This window comes from Streptomyces sp. PH9007 (assembly GCF_059813725.1).
This window is the reverse complement of sequence record NZ_CM187440.1, coordinates 3,110,590-3,132,188: the sequence shown is the minus strand read 5'-3', so window position 1 is coordinate 3,132,188 and position 21,599 is coordinate 3,110,590. Positions and strand designations below refer to the sequence as shown.

18 protein-coding genes and 1 tRNA gene are annotated in these 21,599 nt (G+C 70.1%); 10 read left to right on the top strand and 9 right to left on the bottom strand.

Translation table 11 applies throughout. From position 1 onward, the window contains the following. Window positions 1-34: 34 nt before the first annotated feature. The 9 genes from ACTFAP_RS14230 to ACTFAP_RS14190 all read left to right on the top strand — a co-directional run bounded on the left by ACTFAP_RS14230 (window position 35) and on the right by ACTFAP_RS14190 (window position 8,595). The gene (locus tag ACTFAP_RS14230; protein WP_500469333.1) at window positions 35-352 is read left to right on the top strand and encodes a hypothetical protein; all 318 of its coding nucleotides are present in this window, start codon (window positions 35-37) and stop codon (window positions 350-352) included. Between the two features lie 90 nt (window positions 353-442). Beyond that, window positions 443-2,632, top strand: a complete 2,190-nt coding sequence (locus tag ACTFAP_RS14225; protein ID WP_500469331.1) for an FtsK/SpoIIIE domain-containing protein — start codon at window positions 443-445, stop codon at window positions 2,630-2,632. Between the two features lie 191 nt (window positions 2,633-2,823). After that, on the top strand, window positions 2,824-3,291 hold the full coding sequence (locus ACTFAP_RS14220) for a hypothetical protein (RefSeq protein ID WP_500469330.1): 468 nt from the start codon (window positions 2,824-2,826) through the stop codon (window positions 3,289-3,291). Window positions 3,292-3,302: 11 nt separating this feature from the next. Then, window positions 3,303-3,716: an NUDIX domain-containing protein gene (locus ACTFAP_RS14215; RefSeq protein ID WP_500469329.1), complete on the top strand. Its 414-nt coding sequence runs from the start codon at window positions 3,303-3,305 to the stop codon at window positions 3,714-3,716. 74 nt (window positions 3,717-3,790) lie between these two features. Further along, the gene (locus ACTFAP_RS14210) at window positions 3,791-4,252 is read left to right on the top strand and encodes an AAA family ATPase (protein WP_500469328.1); all 462 of its coding nucleotides are present in this window, start codon (window positions 3,791-3,793) and stop codon (window positions 4,250-4,252) included. Window positions 4,253-4,336: 84 nt separating this feature from the next. Beyond that, complete coding sequence (locus ACTFAP_RS14205; RefSeq protein WP_500469327.1) at window positions 4,337-5,227, top strand: bifunctional DNA primase/polymerase; 891 nt, start codon at window positions 4,337-4,339, stop codon at window positions 5,225-5,227. Continuing rightward, window positions 5,224-6,714 carry an AICE element replication initiation protein gene (locus ACTFAP_RS14200; protein WP_500469325.1) on the top strand — a complete coding sequence of 497 codons (1,491 nt, stop codon included), beginning with the start codon at window positions 5,224-5,226 and terminating at the stop codon, window positions 6,712-6,714. The genes ACTFAP_RS14205 and ACTFAP_RS14200 overlap by 4 nt, the downstream gene beginning before the upstream one ends. A gap of 393 nt (window positions 6,715-7,107) precedes the next feature. Next, a complete protein-coding gene (locus tag ACTFAP_RS14195; RefSeq protein ID WP_500469323.1) occupies window positions 7,108-7,299 on the top strand; it encodes a helix-turn-helix domain-containing protein in 192 nt (63 codons plus the stop codon). Continuing rightward, window positions 7,300-8,595 (top strand): tyrosine-type recombinase/integrase, encoded by a 1,296-nt coding sequence (locus tag ACTFAP_RS14190; protein WP_386537894.1) that lies wholly within the window; start codon window positions 7,300-7,302, stop codon window positions 8,593-8,595. 46 nt (window positions 8,596-8,641) lie between these two features. On the opposite strand, the gene ACTFAP_RS14185 is transcribed toward ACTFAP_RS14190, so the two are convergent. The 9 genes from ACTFAP_RS14185 to dnaA form a co-directional block, all read right to left on the bottom strand. Beyond that, a tRNA-Ile gene (locus ACTFAP_RS14185) sits at window positions 8,642-8,718 on the bottom strand. Between the two features lie 69 nt (window positions 8,719-8,787). Continuing rightward, window positions 8,788-9,372: a DUF3566 domain-containing protein gene (locus ACTFAP_RS14180; protein ID WP_390115638.1), complete on the bottom strand. Its 585-nt coding sequence runs from the start codon at window positions 9,370-9,372 to the stop codon at window positions 8,788-8,790. A 113-nt stretch (window positions 9,373-9,485) separates the two neighbouring features. Next, on the bottom strand, window positions 9,486-12,098 hold the full coding sequence (gyrA, locus tag ACTFAP_RS14175) for a DNA gyrase subunit A (protein WP_495684816.1): 2,613 nt from the start codon (window positions 12,096-12,098) through the stop codon (window positions 9,486-9,488). Window positions 12,099-12,158: 60 nt separating this feature from the next. Then, the gene (gene gyrB, locus ACTFAP_RS14170; protein WP_500469320.1) at window positions 12,159-14,213 is read right to left on the bottom strand and encodes a DNA topoisomerase (ATP-hydrolyzing) subunit B; all 2,055 of its coding nucleotides are present in this window, start codon (window positions 14,211-14,213) and stop codon (window positions 12,159-12,161) included. A 281-nt stretch (window positions 14,214-14,494) separates the two neighbouring features. Further along, entirely contained in the window at window positions 14,495-15,076 is a 582-nt protein-coding gene (locus ACTFAP_RS14165) for a DciA family protein (RefSeq protein WP_500469318.1), read from the bottom strand. Beyond that, entirely contained in the window at window positions 15,066-16,202 is a 1,137-nt protein-coding gene (gene recF, locus ACTFAP_RS14160) for a DNA replication/repair protein RecF (protein ID WP_495684813.1), read from the bottom strand. Before recF ends, ACTFAP_RS14165 begins: the two co-directional genes overlap by 11 nt. Before the next feature lie 22 nt (window positions 16,203-16,224). Then, window positions 16,225-17,100, bottom strand: a complete 876-nt coding sequence (gnd, locus tag ACTFAP_RS14155; RefSeq protein WP_030732591.1) for a phosphogluconate dehydrogenase (NAD(+)-dependent, decarboxylating) — start codon at window positions 17,098-17,100, stop codon at window positions 16,225-16,227. 150 nt (window positions 17,101-17,250) lie between these two features. Next, the gene (gene dnaN, locus ACTFAP_RS14150) at window positions 17,251-18,381 is read right to left on the bottom strand and encodes a DNA polymerase III subunit beta (protein WP_390115628.1); all 1,131 of its coding nucleotides are present in this window, start codon (window positions 18,379-18,381) and stop codon (window positions 17,251-17,253) included. An 808-nt stretch (window positions 18,382-19,189) separates the two neighbouring features. Beyond that, on the bottom strand, window positions 19,190-21,064 hold the full coding sequence (gene dnaA, locus ACTFAP_RS14145; RefSeq protein WP_500469316.1) for a chromosomal replication initiator protein DnaA: 1,875 nt from the start codon (window positions 21,062-21,064) through the stop codon (window positions 19,190-19,192). A gap of 370 nt (window positions 21,065-21,434) precedes the next feature. On the opposite strand from dnaA, the gene rpmH reads away from it, so the two are divergent. Further along, window positions 21,435-21,572 (top strand): 50S ribosomal protein L34, encoded by a 138-nt coding sequence (rpmH, locus tag ACTFAP_RS14140; protein ID WP_078635495.1) that lies wholly within the window; start codon window positions 21,435-21,437, stop codon window positions 21,570-21,572. The last annotated feature ends 27 nt before the right edge of the window (window positions 21,573-21,599 follow it).

The following is a 21,599-nucleotide window of genomic DNA, read 5'->3' as shown; positions in this document are numbered from 1 at the left end:
GACCCGGCCACACGGCCGACGAAAGGACATCCCCGTGTCTACCCCCCGTCTGTTCACCCCGTCCGAGAAGGCCGCCCGCATCCGTGAACTGGCCCGCGACCTGATGGCCGGCGAAGGCGCCAGCGACAAGCACCTGAACGCGATCGACCGCATCAACAAGCGCGGTGAGGAGCGGTTCGCCCGCGAGTACGCCGCCTGGAAGGTCGAGCTGGAGGACGCGAAGAACACGCTCGCGGTGGCGCGGACCACCGAGCGGTGCGCGTCCCGCGCCGAGAAGGGCGACGCGAAGAAGGCCCGCAAGGACGCCGAGAACCGGCTGAAGCGCGTGGAGCGCGCCGAGCCGCGCGGCTGACTTCGCCCCCGGGGACGGCTGCCCAGCCTGGCAGCAACGCGGCCGTCCCCGGGGCCCCTGACCCAACGTGTGAGAACAGGAGCCCTCAGCATGACCGACGTATCCGTGAACGGCACCGTCCGCCCGCCCAAACTCGCCAACCGCCCCAGCCCGGTGTCGCTGGCCAAGAAGCCCCCCGCCGCTGAGACGCTGGCGCCGGTCGTTCCCCTCCACCCCCACGCGCCCGCCGCCGCACCGGCCGCTGTGGGGCCGCGTAAGAAGCGGCGGGTGCTTAAGGCCGGGCGCGCGCTGCGGAAGGCAGTCACGGGCGAACACGCCCGCACCGCAGGCCGTTTGGCCGTGCGGCACAGCCTCTACATCACCGGTGGCACCCGCGTGGTCGCGCGGCGGGCGTGGTCGGCCCGTACCGCCGCCCGGTACGAGCGGATGATGCAGGCCGCTGAAGCCGCCGGTCTGCACGATGTTGCGCGGGAGTGGGAGGAGCGCGGCCGTGCATTCCGCGCGGCCCGTCATCAGCGGCGCATGGACCTGCTGACCGCCCCGCAGAAGATCGCCCGGGGTGCCGTCGCCGGTGCCGCCACCGGGGCGGGTGTGCTGCTGGCGCTGGGGGGTGCGCTGGCGTGGTCCACCGGTTCGTGGGCGGATGTCCTCACCCCCACGATCGGCCTGATCGAGGGCATCCGCTGGGCAGCGGACTTCATCGCCATGGTGTGGGGCCCGGCCACCACCGCCGCCCCGTGGCTCGCCGTCGCCGGGTTGTGGGCGGTCGGCCGGCACGCGCAGACCGCCCCGACCTGGGCTATGCCCGCCGCACAGCGCGCGGTCGGGACCGATGCGGGGGCGCCGATCACCCCGAGCATCGTGGTCACTGCCCTGCGGGATCTGGGGATCGCTCCGCTGCGGACGGCCATCAAGCGGATGGGCGACGCCGGAGCGCAGATGCTCGGACCCATCGTGATCGCCGGGTGCGGCGTCGAAGTCGATGTGACGTTGCCGTCCGGTGTGTCCACGGACGAGGTGCAAAAGCGCCGGAAGAAGCTCGCTGAGAACCTCAGCAGGCATGAGCACGAGGTGTTCATCACGATCCCCCCGGCCGCCCGCACGGTGCGGTTGTGGATCGCCGACTCGGGCGCGCTGGATGAGCCGATCGGGCCGTCCCCGCTGGTCACCGACCCCGACACCGGCGCCGACTACAAGTCCGGCCGGGCCCCGTGGGGTCAGGACCTGCGGGGCGATGCCGCCGCGATCAGCCTGTTCCAGCGGCACCTTCTCATCACGGGTCTGTCGAACCAGGGCAAGACCGCTTCGCTGCGGGCGCTGGCGCTGTGGCTCGCGCTCGACCCCACGGTCGAGTTCCGGCTTGCCGACCTGAAGGGCATCGGCGACTGGGGCATGTTCGACGGCTTGGCCACGGTGCTGATCGAGGGGCCGACCGATGAGCACGTGATCGAGGCGACCGAGATGGTGGAAGGGCTGGTCGCCGAGATGGAACGGCGCATGCTCGCCCCGAAGGGGACGGTCTTCCCCCCGCTGGTCGGCATCGTGGACGAAGCGCAGGTCGCGTTCATGTGCCCGGCCATCGGGAAGGACAAGCGGCCCTACGGCGGCACCAAGGCGAACAGCCGGTACTTCAACGCCGTCCGGAAGATCCACAACCAGGGCCGCGCGGTGTCCGTCACCTTGTGGCAGGGGACGCAGGACCCCACCAACGACAACCTTCCCAAGCTCGTGCGCGAGGGTGCCCACATCCGCGCGTCCCTCGTGCTGGGAACGGAGTCTCAGGGCCGGATGGCGCTCGGGGACAAGGCGATCGACGGCGGGGCCGCCCCGCACCTGCTGCGGCAGGGACTCGACAAGGGCACCGTCGTGGTCGCGGGCGACGGCATCAAGGTCCCGGCCGGGCAGTCCTCGATCACCGTGCGGACGCACTACGTCGATGACGCCGCCGCGAACGAGATTGCCGAGCGGGCCAAGGCAAGCCGCGGGAACGTCACCACCGCCACCACGACCGTGGACGACACCCCCGTCGATCACCTTGCCGACATCGCCGGCGTCCTCGGGGACGCCGAGCGGATGCGGACGGACGAGGTGCGGCAGCGGCTCGCCGAACGCAACCCGCGCGAGTACCGCGAGTGGACCGCATCCGACCTGACCCACCTCCTGACTGAGGCCGGGGCCGCCCCCTACAAGAGCGGCGGCGTCATGGTCGTGGCCCGCGCCCGCGTCCGCGACGCCATCGCCACCCGGCCCGACGACACCGCCGAAAGTGACAGCGAGTGAAGGGAGGCAGCGAGGGAGGCGGGGAGAACTCCCCAACCGCCTCCCTCACCCTGCCTCCCCAGCCTGATCAGCGGCGATGACCTGCGAGGGAGGCAGGGAGGCGCCCCCAGGGACCGCCCCGGAACCCCCGGAAACCGCATCCCCGGGGCGCCCCCTTGCCTCCCTCCCCGATACACACAGTGAGGAACGTCATGGATCGCCTGCCCGACACCACCACCGCGCTCACCGCCACCACCATCACCCCCGGACCCCTCGAACCCGCCCCGGCGAGTGAGCCGATGGTGTGGGTCCCCGGCCCCGGAAACGGCTTCGTCGCCGTCCCCCGCTCGATCCTGCCCGCCGACTACTTCACCCCGCCCGCCCCCGCCCCGGCGCCCCCGGCCCGGGGCGGCATCGGGGCGGGCATCGACCCCCGCGCTCAGGTCATCGCCGCCGGTGGAGTCTTCGCCGCCGGAACCGGCTGGGGCATCGGACAGGTCCTCTCCGCGTTCGCCGGACTCGGCACCGCCGGACTCGCCGCACTCGCGCTCGCCGCCGTCGTCGCCCGCATGCCCCGCACCGGCGCCACCGCCGCCGACAACACCGGGGCGGGCGCCAGCACCGAGATCCACGTCCACCGGGGCGCCCGCGTCAAGGCCCGCAACCTCAACATCCGATAGGAGCCCAACCGGTGAGCATCCACACCGCCGACACCATCATCTTCACCCCCGGCCCCCTGCGCGTTCTGCTCATCATGCGGAACTGGGAGCCCTTCGAGGGCATGTGGGCCATCCCCGGCGGTCACATCGACCCCGGCGAGACCGCCCTTGCCGCCGCACACCGCGAACTGCTGGAGGAGACCGGCGTCCCCGCCGTTGACGGCAGCCTGCGCCTGGTCGGCGTCTACGACCAGCCCGGCCGCGACCCCCGGGGCCCGTACGTCACCACCGCCTACGCCGCCGTCATCCCCCACCCCACCCAGCCGACCGCCGCCGACGACGCCCGCGCCGCCCGCTGGTGGGACGTGCGCCATCTGCCGCCGCTGGCCTTCGACCACGCCGCGATCCTCACCGACGCCCTGAAGCTCCACCACGCGGCCCGCTGACGGCTGCCCGATCCGCCGGACCTTCCCGGCGGTGAGGGGAGCCGGACAGCCCGGTTCCGCAGACGGAAGGCGTCATGACTCCCATCACCTTCGCCCCCGGGACGCTCGTTGTCCTTGTGGGTCCCAGCGCGTCCGGGAAGTCCACCTTCGCCGCCCGCTATCCGGCGACCTGGAGCCTGTGTCTGGATACCCTGCGCGGTCAGGTCGCCGACGACGAAGCCGACCAGTCCGCGACCCTTGACGCGCTTCGAGTCCAGCACGCGCTGGTGGAGGCGCGGTTGTCCCGGGGTCTGACGACGCTCATCGCGGACACCAACCTCGCGCCGCACGTCCGGGGCGGCTTGCTCGCCGCCGCCCGATTCTGGGGGCGCCGCGCCGAAGCGGTGCTCTTCGGCCTGCCGCTCGCCGAGTGCGAGAAGCGCAACGCCAACCGGGCTCGGCAGGTGCCCACCGCGATCGTGCGCCAGCAATACGCCCACAAGCCCACCGCCGCCGAGCTGGCTACTGAGGGCTTCGACCACGTTCACCACGCCTGAATGTGCCCGGCGGCGGGTTCCACGCCAATGCAGCCCGCCGCCCGGCTCTACCCACCCCGCTCAGAGAACGGAGCACCAACCAGCATGACATCTCAGACCCTGCCCGCGCTGCACCGCGTGGCGCTCGACCGGGCCACGCACGGGCTTCCGGTGCTGCCCCTGCGCGCCGGGAAACTGCCCATGGGCAACTGCGACGGCTGCCGCAACGACAGCCGCCGCGTCCCGCGCTGCGGCGGCCGGCCGAACATGCTGACCGCCGGGCCCTGCGTCTGCCCGCGCCCCTGCCACGGCTGGGCAGCCGCCACCACCGACCCCGCCGTCATCACCTCCAGCCCGTGGGTCCGTGCCTGGCAGCACGCGGAAGCGCTGGCCTACCACCCCGGCGGCGCGGGCGTCACCGTGGTGGACCTGGACAACCCGGCCGCCGTCGGGTGGGCACGGGCCACGCTGCCGCCCACGGTCACGGTGGCCACCACCCGGGGTCAGCACTGGGTCTACCGGGGCGTGATGCGCTCCCACAACGCGGTGCGGCCCGGTGTGGACATCAAGTCCTACGGCGCTTACGCCCGCTGGCTGGGGCCCGGCACCGGCACCATCGCCCCGCTCCCGGCCGCCGTTCGCGCGCTGCCAGTGAAGGAAGTTCCCGCCCCCGGGCCGATGGCGGTGCGTTCGGCCTGCTGGGATCGCACGGTGGCCACGGGTTGCCGTCACACCGCCCGGTACGTGCGTCACGGCCTGGACAAGGGCCTGTCCCTCGTCCGCTCGCGCACCGAGTCCGGTGCCGGGTCTCAGGCGTTCGGGGTCGCGCGGTTCCTCGGTGCCCAGCACCGTGACTGCCCGGGGCCGTGCGACCTGGAAGGCATCGGCGCGGACATCATCGGCGCCGCCGTCTCCGTCGGTGTCCCGCAGGACTACGCGGCCCGCGCCGTTGCGCGCGGGTTCGCCACGGCCGGGGTAGAGGTGGCGGCGGCGTGAGCGAGCAGGACGACAAACAGTCGGCACGCGAGCTGATCGCGAAGTACGCGCTGGAGCACTTCGAGTACTTCCGCACCCCGGACGGCACCCCCTATGCCCAGCGGGCCGGGCACCCGGTGGCCCGGCCGATGAAGAGCCAGGGCGTCGCCGGAAGCCACCGCCAAGAGCTGATGCTCGACATGTTCCACGAGGGACTTGGCGTGTTCTCGGGCACGGCGATGAAGGAAGCGCTCGACCTGATCGAGGCCCTGACCCTGCGCGGTGAACTGCGGGAGGTCAGCCTTCGCGTCGCACGGTGTTCGGCAACGCCGGGTGTGACGTGGCTCGATCTGGGGCGGGATGACGGGCAGTCGGTGCGGATCGCCCCGGACGGCTGGGAAGTCCGCATCCCGAAGGTCAATGAGGTGGTGTGGCGGCGGACTCAGCTCACCGGGGAACTGCCGATCCCCGAGTCCGGTCACGGCCTGGCGGGCATCGATCGGCTGTGGGGGCTGTGCAACTTCTCCGACGCCGAGTCCTCCGCGCTGGCGGTGGCGTGGCTGCTGGGGTGCCTTGACCCCACGGTGCCGGTGCCCGCCCCGTTCTTGACCGGCCCGCAGGGCTCGGGGAAGTCCACGTCGGCCCGGATGCTCACCCGCGTGATCGAGGGCATGAGCGCGGACCTGCGCAGGGCGCCGAAGGATGAGGACGGCCTGATCACGGCCGTGGCGGCGGGGTGGATCACCCCGCTGGACAACCTCTCGCACCTGTCGGCGGACATGTCCGACCTGATGTGCTGCATCGTGACCGGCGCCGAAACCCTCAAGCGCGCCCTCTACACCGATGGGGATGTGCACCGCTCCCGCTACCGCCGGCCGCTACTGCTGACCGGTATCGATGTCGGCGTCATCCGCCCCGACCTCGGTGAACGCCTCCTGCACCTCAAGCTGGAGCGGCCCGAGCGGCGGCGGCCGGAAGCTGACCTGTGGGCCGACTTCGCCGAAGCCCTGCCCGCGATCCTCGGTGGCGTTCTCGACCTGGCCGCTGAAGCCCGGACGCAGCAGGTGGAGACGCCGACCGATCTGCGCATGGCGGACTTCGCCCACCTGTGCAGCCAGTTCGACCAGACACATCACCTGGGCGCGGTGAACGCCTACCGGGCCAGCCTTGATGACCTCACCGATGATGTGATCGAAGGCGATGTCCTGGCACAGACGGTGCTCCAGTACGCCGCCACCATGGGCACCGCCCCGGCTCAGCAGTCCTCCACGGCCTGGCTCGACATCTTCACCCGGCTCTACTCCGGCAGCAGCGAAGACAGCGCCTACCGCCCCGTGCCCAAGGGCTGGCCGACCACCGGCAAGGTGCTCTCCGACCGGCTCAAGCGGCTGCAGCCGACACTGGCGGCCCGGGGCGTCATCGTCGAATGGGGCCGTCGCTCCCGACAGGAAGACCCCGGACGCTCCAGGTTCATCGAGATCACCACCAAGCCAACCGGGCCTAAGTAGTTCTCTTTGAAGCTCTCTCTGTCCTAAGAAGGGGAACCCTGCGTCCCCCTGTGGGACAGGCACCCCGAAAGGGCCCCTGAGCTGCGGTTTCCAGGGGGGACGCAGACCCGCGCTCTGCGTCCCCCCGTGCGTCCCCCTGTGGACCACAGAAGGCGTTCTGCGTCCCCCTCCTGTGGTCCTGCGTCCCCCCTGCGTCCCCCCGATTTCCGCAGGTCACAACGCGTTCCGGACCACAGGACCGCAGGGGGACGCAGATTCCGGAACCTAAGACATTCACCGTCCGCTATCCGTGACCAGAAGAAGCCACCCGCTCCGCCGCGAGGTGGCTTCTTCTTAGCCGCACCGCCCGCGCGGCCTGGCTGCTTCCAGTCTCACCAGATCGGGAGAAACACGGTGCAGCACACAGCAGACATCCAGGCCTTGACCGTCCCCGAAGCAATGGCCGCACTGCGAGTCAGCCGGAACAAGATCTACGACCTCATGCGTACCCGGAAGCTCGACAGCTTCCGGATCGGCCGGGCCCGCCGGATTCCCGCCGACGCCGTACGGAACTTCATGCACCACCAGCTCGAAGAGGAACACTGAATGGCCAAGCGACGCCCCAACGGTGCGGGCACCATCTCCAGGCGTAAGGACGGCCGGTACCACGGACGCGCGTACGTCACCGACACCGACGGAAGCCGACGCCGCGTCGATCGTTACGGCGCCACCTATGACGAGGTGGACGAGAAGCTGAGCGCCCTGAAAGACCAGGAGCGTGGAGGAGTTCCCGTCCCGTCCCGTTCCTGGAAGATCGGCGAGTGGCTGACCTACTGGCTCAGGGAGATCGTTGAGCCGAACACCGAGCACAACACCTACGCCAAGTACGAAGGCAAGGTGCGGCTCTACCTCATCCCCCACCTGGGCACGAAGTCGCTGACCCGGCTGACCCCCGCCCAGGTTCGGCAAGCCCTCGTCGCCATGAAGAAGAACGAGGTGCCCGCGCCCACCCGGCAGGAAGTACTCCGCGTGCTCCGGAACGCCATCAACCGGGCCCGCAAAGAAGAACTGGTGACGCGGAACGTCGCGGAGCTGGTGGACATGCCCACAGCAGACAAGCCGGAACGCAAACCATGGACGGCCAAAGAAGCGATCGGCTTCCTGAAGTTCGCCCGCTTCCACCGGCTGTACGCGGCCTTCGTTCTGCTGCTCGTTCTCGGGCTGCGCCGGGGCGAGATCCTAGGGCTGCGCTGGCAGGACATCGACTTCGAGAACGAGCAGTTCACCCCCATCTATCAGGTGCAACGACAGAAGGGGAAGCTCGTCCTCAAGAAGCTCAAGACCGACTCGTCGCAGGCGCCGCTACCGCTGCCACTCTTCTGTGCCACCGCCCTGCGGGGACGCAAGCTCGTTCAGCAGCAGGAGATGGAGCGGGCCGGAGAGCGGTGGCACCAGGCGCCTGGTGAGGACCTGATCTTCACCGAGCGGCACGGTGGACCTATCGAACCCCGTGGCTTCTCCCGCACCTTCGACACGCTGGTCAGCAGGGCGGCTGAGGTGGTGAAGATCCCGCTGCGTCCGCACGTGATGGCAGAAGACTCCGGTCGGTCGCCCGACCAGCTTCTGAGCAGGGCGACAGTCAAGGCGACCGAGGGAAGCGAGCAGGTCGGGATCCGGCGCATCACGGTCCGGCTCGCCCGGCACACGTGCGGGACCCTGCTGGCCTTCCTCAAGGTGCACCCGAAGGTCGCCCAGGCGATCCTTCGGCACAGCCAGATCCGGATGACGATGGACGTGTACACCCAGGTGGTTTCGGAGGACCAGCGAGCGGCGGCTGACCAGCTCGCGGATCTGCTGAACGGGGAGGAGATGGGCCCCGACACAACTACTGTCGTCAAGTAAAGGCGTCAAAAGGGCCCCGGTCACATGTGACCGGGGCCCTTTTCGCTGGTGGGGCTAACAGGACTTGAACCTGTGGCCTCATCCTTATCAGGGATGCGCTCTAACCATCTGAGCTATAGCCCCTCGCGCACGGCAAGGTTAGCGCATCCCGGCCCCGCTTCCCAAATCGGTTGGCGGAACCCTGATCTGCGGTTACTCGTCCTCCGCCAAGGTGACCTCCACACCGCCGACGAAGCCCGCCGACAGGTTGTAGATGAAGGCCCCCAGCGTGGCCAGCGCGGTGGCCAGCACCACGTCGATCACCGCGATCAGCGTGGTGAACATCAGCACCCGCGGCAGCGACAGGAACGCCTCCAGGTCGAAGCCCGAGCCGTCCTCCGCGCCCGTGGCCTCGATGATCACATCACCGATGGAGGAGAAGACCCCCATCGCGTCCATGACCATCCACAGCACCCACACGGCGATGATCGTGCAGATGCCGACCGCGATCGACAGCAGAAAGCTGACCTTCATCACCGACCACGGATCGGCCTTGGCCACCCGCAGCCGCGCCTTGCGGGTACGCGGCACCGTACGGGCCCCCGTACGCGGCCGGCGCACCCCTCCGCCGGAGGTGCCACCCCCCAGGGTGCCTCCGCCGGAGGTGCCCCCGCCGCCGGCCTGGTGGCCGACGGACGGGGCGCCGCCCGGCGGCGCCGGGTAGGCCTGCGGCGGATGGTACGTCTGGCCGGTCTGCCCGTCCTGTGAATAAGGATCCACCGGTCTGGCGCTGGTCATCGTGGAACCCCCACGAGTCGTCTCTTCCTGGGACGGCCCGGCGGACTGTGGCCCGGCCTCACTGCTCGTACCGCTCGTAGCGCCCTGTGCGGCGCCCGCGGCACCCCTCACGCCTACTCCTCGTCGCTTGTGACCGGGCCGGCGTCGCCCTCGGCGCCGCCGTCGCCCTCGATGGCCTCGACTTCCTCGGCCTCCCGGCCCGCCTCGGCGTTGCGTGCGATGCCGACGACGGCATCCCGCTTCCCGAGGTTGATGAGCTGGACGCCCATGGTGTCACGGCCGGTCTCGCGCACCTCGTTCACCCGGGTACGGATCACGCCACCGCCCAGGGTGATGGCCAGGATCTCGTCGGTGGCCTCCACCACCAGCGCGCCGACCAGCGAACCGCGGTCCTCGACGATCTTCGCCGCCTTGATCCCCAGGCCGCCACGGCCCTGCACCCGGTACTCGTCCACCGGGGTCCGCTTGGCGTAACCGCCGTCCGTGGCGGTGAACACATACGTGCCCGCCCGCACCACGTTCATCGACAGCAGCTCGTCACCGGGGCGGAAACTCATCCCCTTCACCCCGGACGTGGCCCGGCCCATCGGCCGCAGCGAGTCATCGGTGGCGGTGAACCGGATGGACTGCGCCTTCTTGCTGATCAGCAGCAGATCGTCGTCCGCCGAGACCAGTTCGGCACCGATCAGCTCGTCGTCGCGGCCGTCCTCCATCTCCCGCAGGTTGATGGCGATGACCCCGCCCGAGCGCGGCGAGTCGTAGTCCTTGAGCGGCGTCTTCTTCACCAGACCCGACTTGGTGGCCAGCACCAGGTACGGCGCCGCCTCGTAGTCGCGCACCGCGAGGATCTCGGCGATCCGCTCATCGGGCTGGAACGCCAGCAGGTTCGCCACGTGCTGGCCGCGCGCGTCGCGGCCGGCGTCCGGCAGCTCGTACGCCTTCGCCCGGTACACCCGGCCCTTGTTGGTGAAGAACAGCAGCCAGTGGTGCGTGGTGGAGACGAAGAAGTGGTCGACGATGTCGTCCTCGCGCAGCTTGGTGCCGCGCACCCCCTTGCCGCCGCGCTTCTGCGCCCGGTAGTCCACCGTCTTGGTGCGCTTGACGTAGCCGCCGCGCGTGATGGTGACGACGATGTCCTCTTCGGCGATCAGGTCCTCGATGGACATGTCGCCCTCGAACGGCACCAGGGCCGTACGCCGGTCGTCCCCGAACTTGGCGACGGTCGCCGCCAGTTCCTCGGAGATGATGGTGCGCTGCCGCTCCGGCGAGGCCAGGATCGCGTTGTACTCGTCGATCTTCGCCTGGAGCTCGTCGTGCTCGGCGATGATCCGCTGCCGCTCCAGGGCGGCCAGGCGGCGCAGCTGCATCTCCAGGATCGCGTTCGCCTGGATCTCGTCGATCTCCAGCAGCCGCATCAGGCCGCCGCGCGCCACATCGGCGGTGTCCGAGCGCCGGATCAGCGCGATGACCTCGTCGATGGCGTCCAGCGCCTTCAGCAGACCGCGCAGGATGTGCGCGCGCTCCTCGGCCTTGCGCAGCCGGTAGCGGGTGCGGCGCACGATCACGTCGATCTGGTGGTTCACCCAGTTGCGGATGAACGCGTCCAGCGACAGGGTGCGCGGCACCCCGTCCACCAGCGCCAGCATGTTGGCGCCGAAGTTGGTCTGCAGGTCGGTGTGCTTGTAGAGGTTGTTCAGCACCACCTTGGCGACCGCGTCCCGCTTGAGGACGATCACCAGCCGCCGGCCGGTGCGCGAGGAGCTCTCGTCCCGTACGTCGGCGATCCCGCCGACCCGGCCGTCCTTCACCAGATCGGCGATCTTCAGCGCGAGGTTGTCGGGGTTGACCTGGTACGGCAGCTCGGTGACCACCAGGCACTGCCGGCCCTGGACCTCCTCCACCGCGACGACCGCGCGCATGGTGATCGAGCCGCGCCCGGTGCGGTACGCCTCCTCGATGCCCTTGCGGCCCACCACCAGCGCGCTGGTGGGGAAGTCGGGGCCCTTGATCCGCTCGATCAGGGCCTCCAGCAGCTCCTCGGGGCTCGCCTCGGGGTGCTCCAGGTACCACTGGGCGCCGGCCGCCACCTCGCGCAGGTTGTGCGGCGGGATGTTGGTGGCCATGCCGACCGCGATACCGGCCGAGCCGTTGATGAGGAGGGAGGGGAAGCGCGACGGGAGGACCGTCGGCTCCTGGTTGCGGCCGTCGTAGTTGTCCTGGAAGTCGACGGTCTCCTCGTCGATGTCCCGGAGCATCTCCATCGCCAGCGGGGCCAGGCGGCACTCGGTGTACCGCATGGCGGCGGCCGGGTCGTTGCCCGGGGAGCCGAAGTTGCCGTTGGAGTCGACCAGCGGCATCCGCATGGTCCAGGTCTGGGCGAGCCGCACCAGGGCGTCGTAGATGGAGCTGTCGCCGTGCGGGTGGTACGTCCCCATGACGTCACCGACGACGCGGGCGCACTTGTAGTAGCCGCGCTCGGGGCGGTACCCGCCGTCGTACATGGCGTACAGCACGCGCCGGTGCACCGGCTTGAGGCCGTCGCGCACGTCGGGCAGCGCGCGCGAGACGATCACGCTCATCGCGTAGTCGAGATACGAACGCTGCATCTCGGTCTCGAGCGTCACCGGCTCGATGCGCTGGACCACTTCTTCTTCGAGCACCGCGGCGGGGTTCTCGGCGACGGGGGAGTCCCCGCCGTCCGAGGGGGGGGTGATGTCGTCGGCCATGACTGAAGTCCGATTCCTCTCAAGCTGCTCAGGCTGCTACGGCTGCCAGGTGGGTGGTGCTCAGATGTCCAGGAACCGGACGTCCTTCGCGTTGCGCTGGATGAAGGACCGCCGTGCCTCCACGTCCTCGCCCATGAGGATGGAGAACAGGTCGTCGGCGGCCGCCGCGTCATCCAGCGTCACCTGGCGCAGTACCCGGTGCGCCACGTCCATGGTGGTCACGCGCAGCTCTTCGGCGTTCATCTCGCCCAGGCCCTTGAAGCGCTGGATGGAGTCCTCGCGGATGCGCTTGCCGCGCTCGCGGCCCAGCAGGATCAGCGAGTCGCGCTCCCGGTCGGAGTAGGCGTACTCGAACTCGTCGCGGCCCCACTTGATCTTGTACAGGGGCGGCTGGGAGAGGAAGACGTGCCCGGCCTCGACCAGGGGGCGCATGAAGCGGAAGAGGAGGGTGAGCAGCAGGGTGTTGATGTGCTGGCCGTCGACATCGGCGTCCGCCATCAAGATGATCTTGTGGTAGCGGAGCTTGTCGATGTCGAAGTCCTCGTGGATACCGGTGCCGAACGCCGAGATCAGCGCCTGGACCTCGGTGTTCTGCAGGACCTTGTCGATCCTGGCCTTCTCCACGTTGAGGATCTTGCCGCGGATCGGCAGGATCGCCTGGAACTGCGGGTCACGGCCCGCCTTGGCGCTGCCGCCGGCCGAGTCGCCCTCCACGATGAAGATCTCGCACTTGGCGGCGTCGTTGGACTGGCAGTCGCTGAGCTTGCCGGGCAGCGAGGCCGTCTCCAGCAGGCCCTTGCGGCGGGTGAGGTCGCGCGCCTTGCGGGCCGCCACCCGGGCGGTGGCCGCCTGGATGGACTTGCGGATGATGTCGGCGGCCTCGGACGGGTTGCGGTCCAGCCAGTCGGTGAAGTGCTCGTGCACGATCTTCTGCACGAACGTCTTCGCCTCGGTGTTGCCCAGCTTCGTCTTGGTCTGGCCCTCGAACTGCGGCTCGCCCAGCTTGACGGAGATGATCGCCGTCAGACCCTCGCGGATGTCCTCACCGGTGAGGTTGTCGTCCTTCTCGCGCAGCAGCTTCTTGTCCCGGGCGTACCGGTTGACCAGCGCGGTCAGCGCCGCCCTGAAGCCCTCCTCGTGGGTGCCGCCCTCGTGCGTGTGGATGGTGTTGGCGAAGGAGTAGACCCCCTCGCTGTACTGGGTGTTCCACTGCATCGCGATCTCGACCGAGAGCTTGCGCTCGGTGTCCTCCGCCTCGATGTCGATCACCGAGGGGTGCACCGGCTCGCCCTTGCGGGAGTTGAGATGCCGCACGAAGTCGGAGATACCGCCCTCGTAGTGGTACGTCACGGTACGCGGCTGGTCGTCGTCCTCCGCCGCCACCGAGTCGGCACCCGAGGTCTGCTTCGCCGCCTCCCGCTCGTCCGTCAGCGAGATGGTCAGCCCCTTGTTCAGGAACGCCATCTCCTGGAAGCGCCGCGACAGCGTCTCGAAGGAGTAGACCGTCGTCTCGAAGATGTCACCGTCGGCCCAGAACGCGACCGTCGTCCCCGTCTCGGACGTCTCCTCGTGCCGCGCCAGCTCGGCGGTGGGCACGCCCAGCGCGTACTCCTGCGTCCAGCGGTAGCCGTCCGTGCGGATCTCCACCGCCACCTTGGTGGACAGCGCGTTCACCACGGACACGCCCACCCCGTGCAGACCGCCGGAGACCGCGTAACCGCCGCCGCCGAACTTGCCGCCCGCGTGCAGCACCGTCAGCACGACCTCGACCGCCGGCTTGCCCTCCGAGGGCACCACGCCCACCGGGATACCGCGGCCGTTGTCCACCACCCGGACCCCGCCGTCCGCCAGCAGCGTCACATCGATGGTGTCCGCGTAACCGGCGAGCGCCTCGTCGACCGCGTTGTCCACCACCTCGTACACCAGGTGGTGCAGACCGCGTTCACCGGTCGACCCGATGTACATGCCCGGCCGCATACGCACCGCGTCCAGACCCTCCAGCACCGTGATCGCACTGGCGTCGTACGCCGCAGCCTCAGCCGGCACACCGAGCGCGACCTCCGGCTCTTCGCCGGGGGTCGGAATGTTCTTGTTGGAATCGCCGGAATCGGCCACGAAGCGCCCTTTCTGGCACAGCGCGAGCCGTTTGCGTTCCCACAGAAACGGCTGCGTCGTTCGACTTGGTCCGTGACAGCACGGATGCGTTCCAGTCTACCGCTAGCGCCAACCTCGATGGCGGTTTGCGGGCCCCTGAGTCCGCATGTGCCGCCCTGAACTGGCATCCCCCGACTCCCCATATGCGGCCCCGGGGCCGCATCCGCTCCAGGCGGCGCACAGCGCCTTCACCTGTCAACCCACAGCAACGTGACCGGCATCACATCGCAAGGGGCCCAAATCTACCCATACGTGTCGCCGGGGCCACGGCTTCCCGGCGCCCTCAACCGGCCACCCGCACCACCGGAACGCGGCGGACCACCGGGCCCCAACACCTTGATCAACCGCACCGAACCCTGACCCACATCCGCGTTCAGTTTCCGCACCACCTGGGGCGCCATCCACCGCAACTGCGTGGCCCACGCCGTCGAGTCACAGCGCACCGCCAGCACCCGCTCCGCCTCGTCGAACGACAACGGCTCACAGTGCGCGGCGATCTCCGGCCCCACCAGCTCCGGCCAGCGCCCCATCACCCCGCCCACCGCCAGCGGAACCTCCCAGCCCCGTTCCGTCCGCAACCGCTCCACCGCCGCCCCCAGCAGCAACGGATCACGCCCACCCGGACGCGCCCCCGACCGCAGACCCCCACCACGCCGCGCCTGCCGGCGCTGACCGGCCTGATCACCGCGCTCCCGCGCCCGCGCCTTCGCCGCCCGCAACGCCACCCGCGCCAGATCGACCCCGGTGGGCTCCGGCGCCCCCGCACCGTCCTTCTTCCCCTGCCCCGCCCCCGGGCCCTGCGGCCCGCTCCCGTCACCGCGCACGCTCGACCCGCCCGTCCGCCACCGCGAACCTGGCCCCCGCCAACGACGCGGGCACGTCCTCGGCCACCGCCGCCGTCACCAGCACCTGCTCCCCGCCGGCCACCAGCCCCGCCAGCCGATCCCGCCGCCGCGCGTCCAACTCCGCGAAGACGTCGTCGAGTACCAGCACCGGCTCCGGGCCCTCCTCCCGCAGCAGCCCGTACGCCGCCAGCCGCAACGCCAGCGCCAGCGACCACGACTCCCCGTGACTGGCGTACCCCTTCGCCGGCAACTCCCCCAGCCGCACCACCAACTCGTCCCGGTGCGGCCCCACCAGCGTCACCCCGCGCTCGATCTCCCGCTTGCGCGCCTCCCCCAGCGCCGCCAGCAGCACCCCGTACAGCTCGTCGCGGCCCGGCTCCCCCTCCAACGGCTCCTCGGTGGCCGCCGAACGGTACTCCAGCCCGACCGGACCGCCCCCCGGCGCCAGCTCCTCGTACGCCTTGTCCGCCAACGGCCCCACCGCCGCCAGCAGCCCCAGCCGCTGACCCCACAACTCGGCACCCGCACGCGCCAGATGCTGATCCCACACATCCAGCGTCGACAGATCCACCCCGCGGCCACCGTGCCGCCGCGCCATCGCTGCCGACTTCAGCAGCGTGTTCCGCTGCCGCAGCACCCGCTCGTAATCCGACCGCACCCCCGCCAGCCGCGGCACCCGCGCCGTCACCAACTCGTCCAGAAACCGCCGCCGGTCCCCCGGATCGCCCTTCACCAGCGCCAGATCCTCCGGCGCGAACAGCACCGTGCGCACGATCCCCAGCAGCTCCCGCGGCCGCACCGGCGAGGAACGGTTGATCCGCGCCCGGTTCGCCCGCCCGGGATTCAGCTCCAGCTCCACCAGCTGACGCCGGTCTCCCTCGACCACCGCGGCCCGCACCACGGCGCGCTCCGCCCCGGAACGCACCAACGGGGCGTCCGAGGACACCCGGTGGCTGCCCAGCGTCGCCAGATAGCCGACCGCCTCGACCAGATTCGTCTTCCCCTGCCCGTTCGGGCCCACGAACGACGAAACGCCCGGGCCGAGTTCCACCTCGGCCCGGGCATAGGACCGGAAGTCCGCCAGCGACAGATGCGTCACATGCACGATGCGCCCCGCCGGCCCGCCGCTACTTGCTCTCGACCGCGTGACCACCGAACTGGTTACGCAGCGCCGCGATCATCTTCATCTGCGGCGAGTCGTCCTGCCGCGAACCGAACCGCGCGAACAGCGACGCCGTGATCGCCGGCAGCGGCACCGCGTTGTCGATCGCCGCCTCCACCGTCCAGCGGCCCTCACCCGAGTCGGCCGCGTAGCCGCGCAGCTGCTCCAGGTGCTCGTCGTCGTCCAGCGCCCGCACCGACAGGTCCAGCAGCCAGGAACGGATCACCGTGCCCTCCTGCCAGGACCGGAAGACCTCGCGCACATCGGTGACCGAGTCCACCGTCTCCAGCAGCTCCCAGCCCTCGGCGAAGGCCTGCATCATCGCGTACTCGATGCCGTTGTGGACCATCTTCGCGAAGTGCCCGGCACCCACCTTGCCCGCGTGCACCGCGCCGAACTCGCCCTCGGGCTTGAGCGCGTCGAAGATCGGCTGCACCCGCGCCACGTGCTCGGCGTCACCGCCGTACATCAGCGCGTAGCCGTTCTCCAGGCCCCACACACCGCCGGAGACGCCGCAGTCCACGAAACCGATGCCCTTGGACGCCAGCTCACGCGCGTGCTTCTCGTCATCGGTCCACCGCGAGTTGCCGCCGTCGACGACGACATCGCCCGGCTCCAGCAGCTCGGCCAGCTCGTCCACGGTGGACTGGGTCGCCTCACCGGCCGGCACCATCAGCCACACCACGCGCGGCGCGGCCAGCGAATCCACCAGCTCCTTCAAACTGTGCACATCCGAGACATCCCGCTGGTGGGCATACCCGACGACGGTGTGACCGGCACGGCGGATGCGTTCCCGCATATTCCCGCCCATTTTGCCCAGGCCGACGAGACCCAGCTCCATCAGGACTCCTTCATCGTGCTCAACACTTCACGCCGAGCCTACGCCCGCGCCCCCGCGCTCACCTGCGGGGTCAGCCGCTCAGACGGCTGACGCCGTACGGCCGGTGACCGTACGGCGCGACCCCGTGACCCGTCCCGCCCCCGACCGGCCTCAGCCGGACAGACGCACCGGCATGATCAGGTACTTGTACGCCTGATCCGCCTCCGCGTCCTTCGCCGGGCGGCCACTGAGCAGCGCCGGCTTCGTCGAGGTCGTGAACGCCAGCTGGGCCACCGGGGAGTCGATCGCGCTCAGACCCTCCAGCAGGAAGCCCGGGTTGAAGGCGATCGAGATGTCGTCGCCCTCCAGGTCCGCGTCCACCCGCTCCACAGCCTGTGCGTCGTCGCTGGAACCGGCCTCCAGCGTCAGCACGCCCTGCTCGAAGCTCAGCCGCACCGGGGTGTTCCGCTCGGCCACCAGCGCCACCCGCTTGACGGCCTCCACGAACGGCGCCGTCTCGATCACCGCCACCGAGTTGAACTCGGTCGGGAACAGCGTGCGGTACTTCGGCAGATCGCCCTCCAGCAGCCGGGTGGTGGTACGCCGCCCGGCCCCCTCGAAGCCGATCAGGCCCTCGCCGGACCCCGAGCCCGACAGCGCCAGGGAGACCGTCTCGCCGCCGCTGAGCGACTTCGCGGTGTCCAGCAGCGTCTTCGCGGGCACCAGGGCGACGGCCGACACATCGGCGATCTCCGGCTTCCACAGGAACTCGCGCACCGCGAACCGGTAGCGGTCGGTGGAGGCCAGGGTGACCGTGTCGCCCTCGATCTCGATCCGCACACCGGTCAGCACCGGCAGGGTGTCGTCACGGCCCGCCGCGATCGCCACCTGGGAGACGGCGGCCGCGAAGACCTCGCCCGGCACGGTGCCGGTCGCGGTCGGCATCTGCGGCAGCGCCGGGTACTCCTCCACCGGCAGTGTGTGCAGCGTGAACCGGGACGAGCCGCACACCAGCGAGACCCGCACCCCGTCGGTGGAGATCTCCACCGGACGGTTCGGCAGCGCCCGGCAGATGTCGGCCAGCAGCCGGCCGGACACCAGGACGGTGCCCTCCTCCTCGGCGTCCACCTCCACCGAGACCCGCGCCGAGACCTCGTAGTCGAAGCCGGACAGGCTCAGCATGCCGTCCTCGGCCTTCAGCAACAGGCCAGCGAGAACCGGCACCGGCGGTCGGGCCGGCAGGCTCCGCGCGGCCCATGCCACCGCCTCCGCGAGCACATCGCGTTCTACCCGGATCTTCACTTCAGCCGCCTCCTGCTGTCGCTGGCTGCTCCCAGCCCTTGCTGCCTTGCTGGCTCTCTACCGGCCACCAGTCTGACGCACGGCACTGACAGTAGGGGCTCGAGTGCGTCAAATCGATCCGGGACGGGTAGACCGCAGGAGGCCCGTTCATCCACAGCACCCACTTCGAAACGACTTCCCCGCTCTAACTGTGTCGTAGTAGTAGTAGGGCCTGTGGAAACCGTGGATAACTCCCTTTTCCCAGCTCAGGCCCGGTTTTTTGTCCACATGCCCTGTGCATGGACCGGTGGATGAACAGGGGGTCCCTGTGGACGGCGGCCCGGTCGTCCACAGGCGTCCACAGAAGCCCCCGAGTTACCCACAGCCACGTCCACAGAATCCGGCCCCCTTATCAACAGGGCGCGCGGCCCTCCGCTGTGACCCGATTCACCCTCAACGGTGAGTCGGCGCGTTGTGTTGCCGAACAGTGGACAGCCTTGTGGATCACCTGTGGGTAACCTGGCCTCTCCTGTGGATCAAGCGGGTTCGCCTGGGGAAACCCGGGGTGAACACCTGTCCACCTCGGTCGTTGTCCACAGCCTGTGGAAGATCGTTATCCACGTTTCCACAGCCGACTGACCTGCGAAGAAGACCGATCACCCGGCCCCCTGTGGACACAGATGTGGGCGACGCGCCGTTCCCACAGGGTGTGGACACCCAGGGACCCCCAGTTCTGTGGAAAACCGGCCCGCGGGACCCCGTAATCGAACAGCGCCCCCGGGACGTCCCGGGGGCGCTGTGAGGTCCTGCCGTCGGTGGGGCGGGCGGCTCAGCCGTTCTTGATGCGGTTGGTGAGCTCGGTGACCTGGTTGTAGATGGGCCGGCGCTCGGCCATCAGCACCCGGATCTTGCGGTCGGCGTGCATGACGGTGGTGTGGTCCCGGCCGCCGAAGTGCTGGCCGATCTTGGGCAGCGACAGGTCCGTGAGCTCCCGGCACAGGTACATGGCGATCTGCCGGGCCGTGACCAGCGTGCGGCTGCGGGAGGAGCCCGCCAGGTCCTCCACGCCCAGCCCGAAGTACTCGGCGACGGCGGAGGTGATCGCGTCCGCCGTGATCTCCGGCGTCGACTCCTCACCGCCGGGGATCAGGTCCTTGAGGACGATCTCGGTGAGCCCGAGATCCACCGGCTGCCGGTTGAGACTGGCGAAGGCGGTGACCCGGATCAGCGCGCCCTCCAGCTCCCGGATGTTGCGGGAGATCCGGGACGCGATGAACTCCAGGACGGCAGGCGGGGCGTTCAGCTGCTCCTGGACGGCCTTCTTGCGCAGGATCGCGATCCTGGTCTCCAGCTCGGGCGGCTGGACGTCGGTGATCAGGCCCCACTCGAAGCGGTTGCGCAGCCGGTCCTCCAGGGTGATCAGCTGCTTGGGCGGCCGGTCCGAGGAGAGCACGATCTGCTTGTTCGCGTTGTGCAGGGTGTTGAAGGTGTGGAAGAACTCCTCCTGCGTGGACTCCTTGGAGGCCAGGAACTGGATGTCGTCCACCAGCAGGATGTCCATGTCGCGGTAGCGCTTGCGGAACGCGTCCGCCTTGCCGTCGCGGATGGAGTTGATGAACTCGTTGGTGAATTCCTCGGAGCTGACGTAGCGCACCCGCGTGCCCGGGTAGAGGCTGCGCGCGTAGTGCCCGATGGCGTGCAGCAGATGCGTCTTGCCCAGGCCGGACTCGCCGTAGATGAACAGCGGGTTGTACGCCTTGGCCGGGGACTCGGCGACGGCGACGGCCGCCGCGTGCGCGAAGCGGTTCGAGGCACCGATGACGAAGGTGTCGAAGAGGTACTTGGGGTTCAGCCGCGCGGTGGGCTCCGCCGGGCCCACTCCGCTGGTGCCGCCGCCGGCGGCCGGCTCGGGCAGCGAGGACCCGGCCGGGCCCCCGCGGTGCTCCGCCCCGTGCCCCTGGCCGCGTCCTGGCCCCTGGCCGTGCTGCCCGGAGCCGGGTCCGCTGTTCTGGCCGGGCAGGGCGTCCGGGGGCAGCTGCTGCTGGGGGGTGTGGTCGTAGCCGCGGTAGCCGGAGTCGTAGGCCGGCGGCTCGTGCCGGTTGTAGCGGGCCGGCTGGGCCGGGATCTGCGGATAGCCGTCCGGGCCCGGCCAGCTGCCGGGGGCGCGGCCACCGCTCGCCGGGCGCGGTGCCTGGGGGTGGTCCGGGTAGGCGGGCCTGGCGGTCGGCAGCTCCTGGTCGTAGCCCTCGTACCCGCCGCGGTTGCCGCCGCCGTCGTCGTACCGGCCGCCGTCGTAGCCGCCGTACCCCCCGTCGTACCCGTCGCGGGCCGGCTCGGCGGGGCGGTGCTGCTCGTGGCGGGGCGCGGGCCCCTGCGCGGGCTCCTCCGGGAGGTGCGGTGCCTGGTGCTGCGGCGCGGCGGTCTGCGGCTCGGGCGGCGGTGCGGTGACCGTGATCGCCAGCCCGATGGGCTGCCCGCACTCGCGGCTGAGCGCCTCGCCGATCATCGGCGCCAGCCGGCCCTCCAGCACGCTCTTGGCGTACTCGTTGGAGACGCCGAGCAGGGCGGTGCCGGAGACCAGGGCGAGCGGGCGGCAGTCATGGAGCCAGCGGTGGTCCTTGGACTCCACGCCCTGCCCCTCGGCGAGGATGGCGCTCAGCACCCTGGGCCACACCGCGGCAAGATCTGCAGGTAGGTCAGCCACGGGGCACGCTCTCTCACTCGCTGGGGTGGCGCCGGCTGTGGTCATGAGGTGTGACGCGGAGGCGACCGGGACATAGATGTCGAGTTGAGCCACGTTAGTCAGCGGGGCGCAAGGACATCAAGTCATTGTCCACAGGGTGTGTACAACCGGCCCCGGTCCGGTTTGACCGTACGGCCGTGTCGCACGTACCGTTGCGAGGTCTCATTGTCGACGGCTGCTGCCGCCTGCCTCCGATGGTCCGCCCTTCCCGTGCGAGCGGGAAATCGTTCCGTTGCGAGTCCCTCGTGGGCGCACGGTGGCAGCCTGTCGGCCCGCCGCATCCTGTCTCGGCAGCCTGTGCCGGTACACCGAAAACTTCTGGAGCCCCCGAGTGAGCAAGCGCACTTTCCAGCCGAACAACCGTCGTCGGGCCAAGACCCACGGCTTCCGGCTGCGCATGCGGACCCGTGCCGGCCGCGCGATCATCACCGCCCGCCGCACCAAGGGCCGCGCTCGGCTGTCGGCCTGAGCCGCCGCCGGATCGACGGGTCCATGC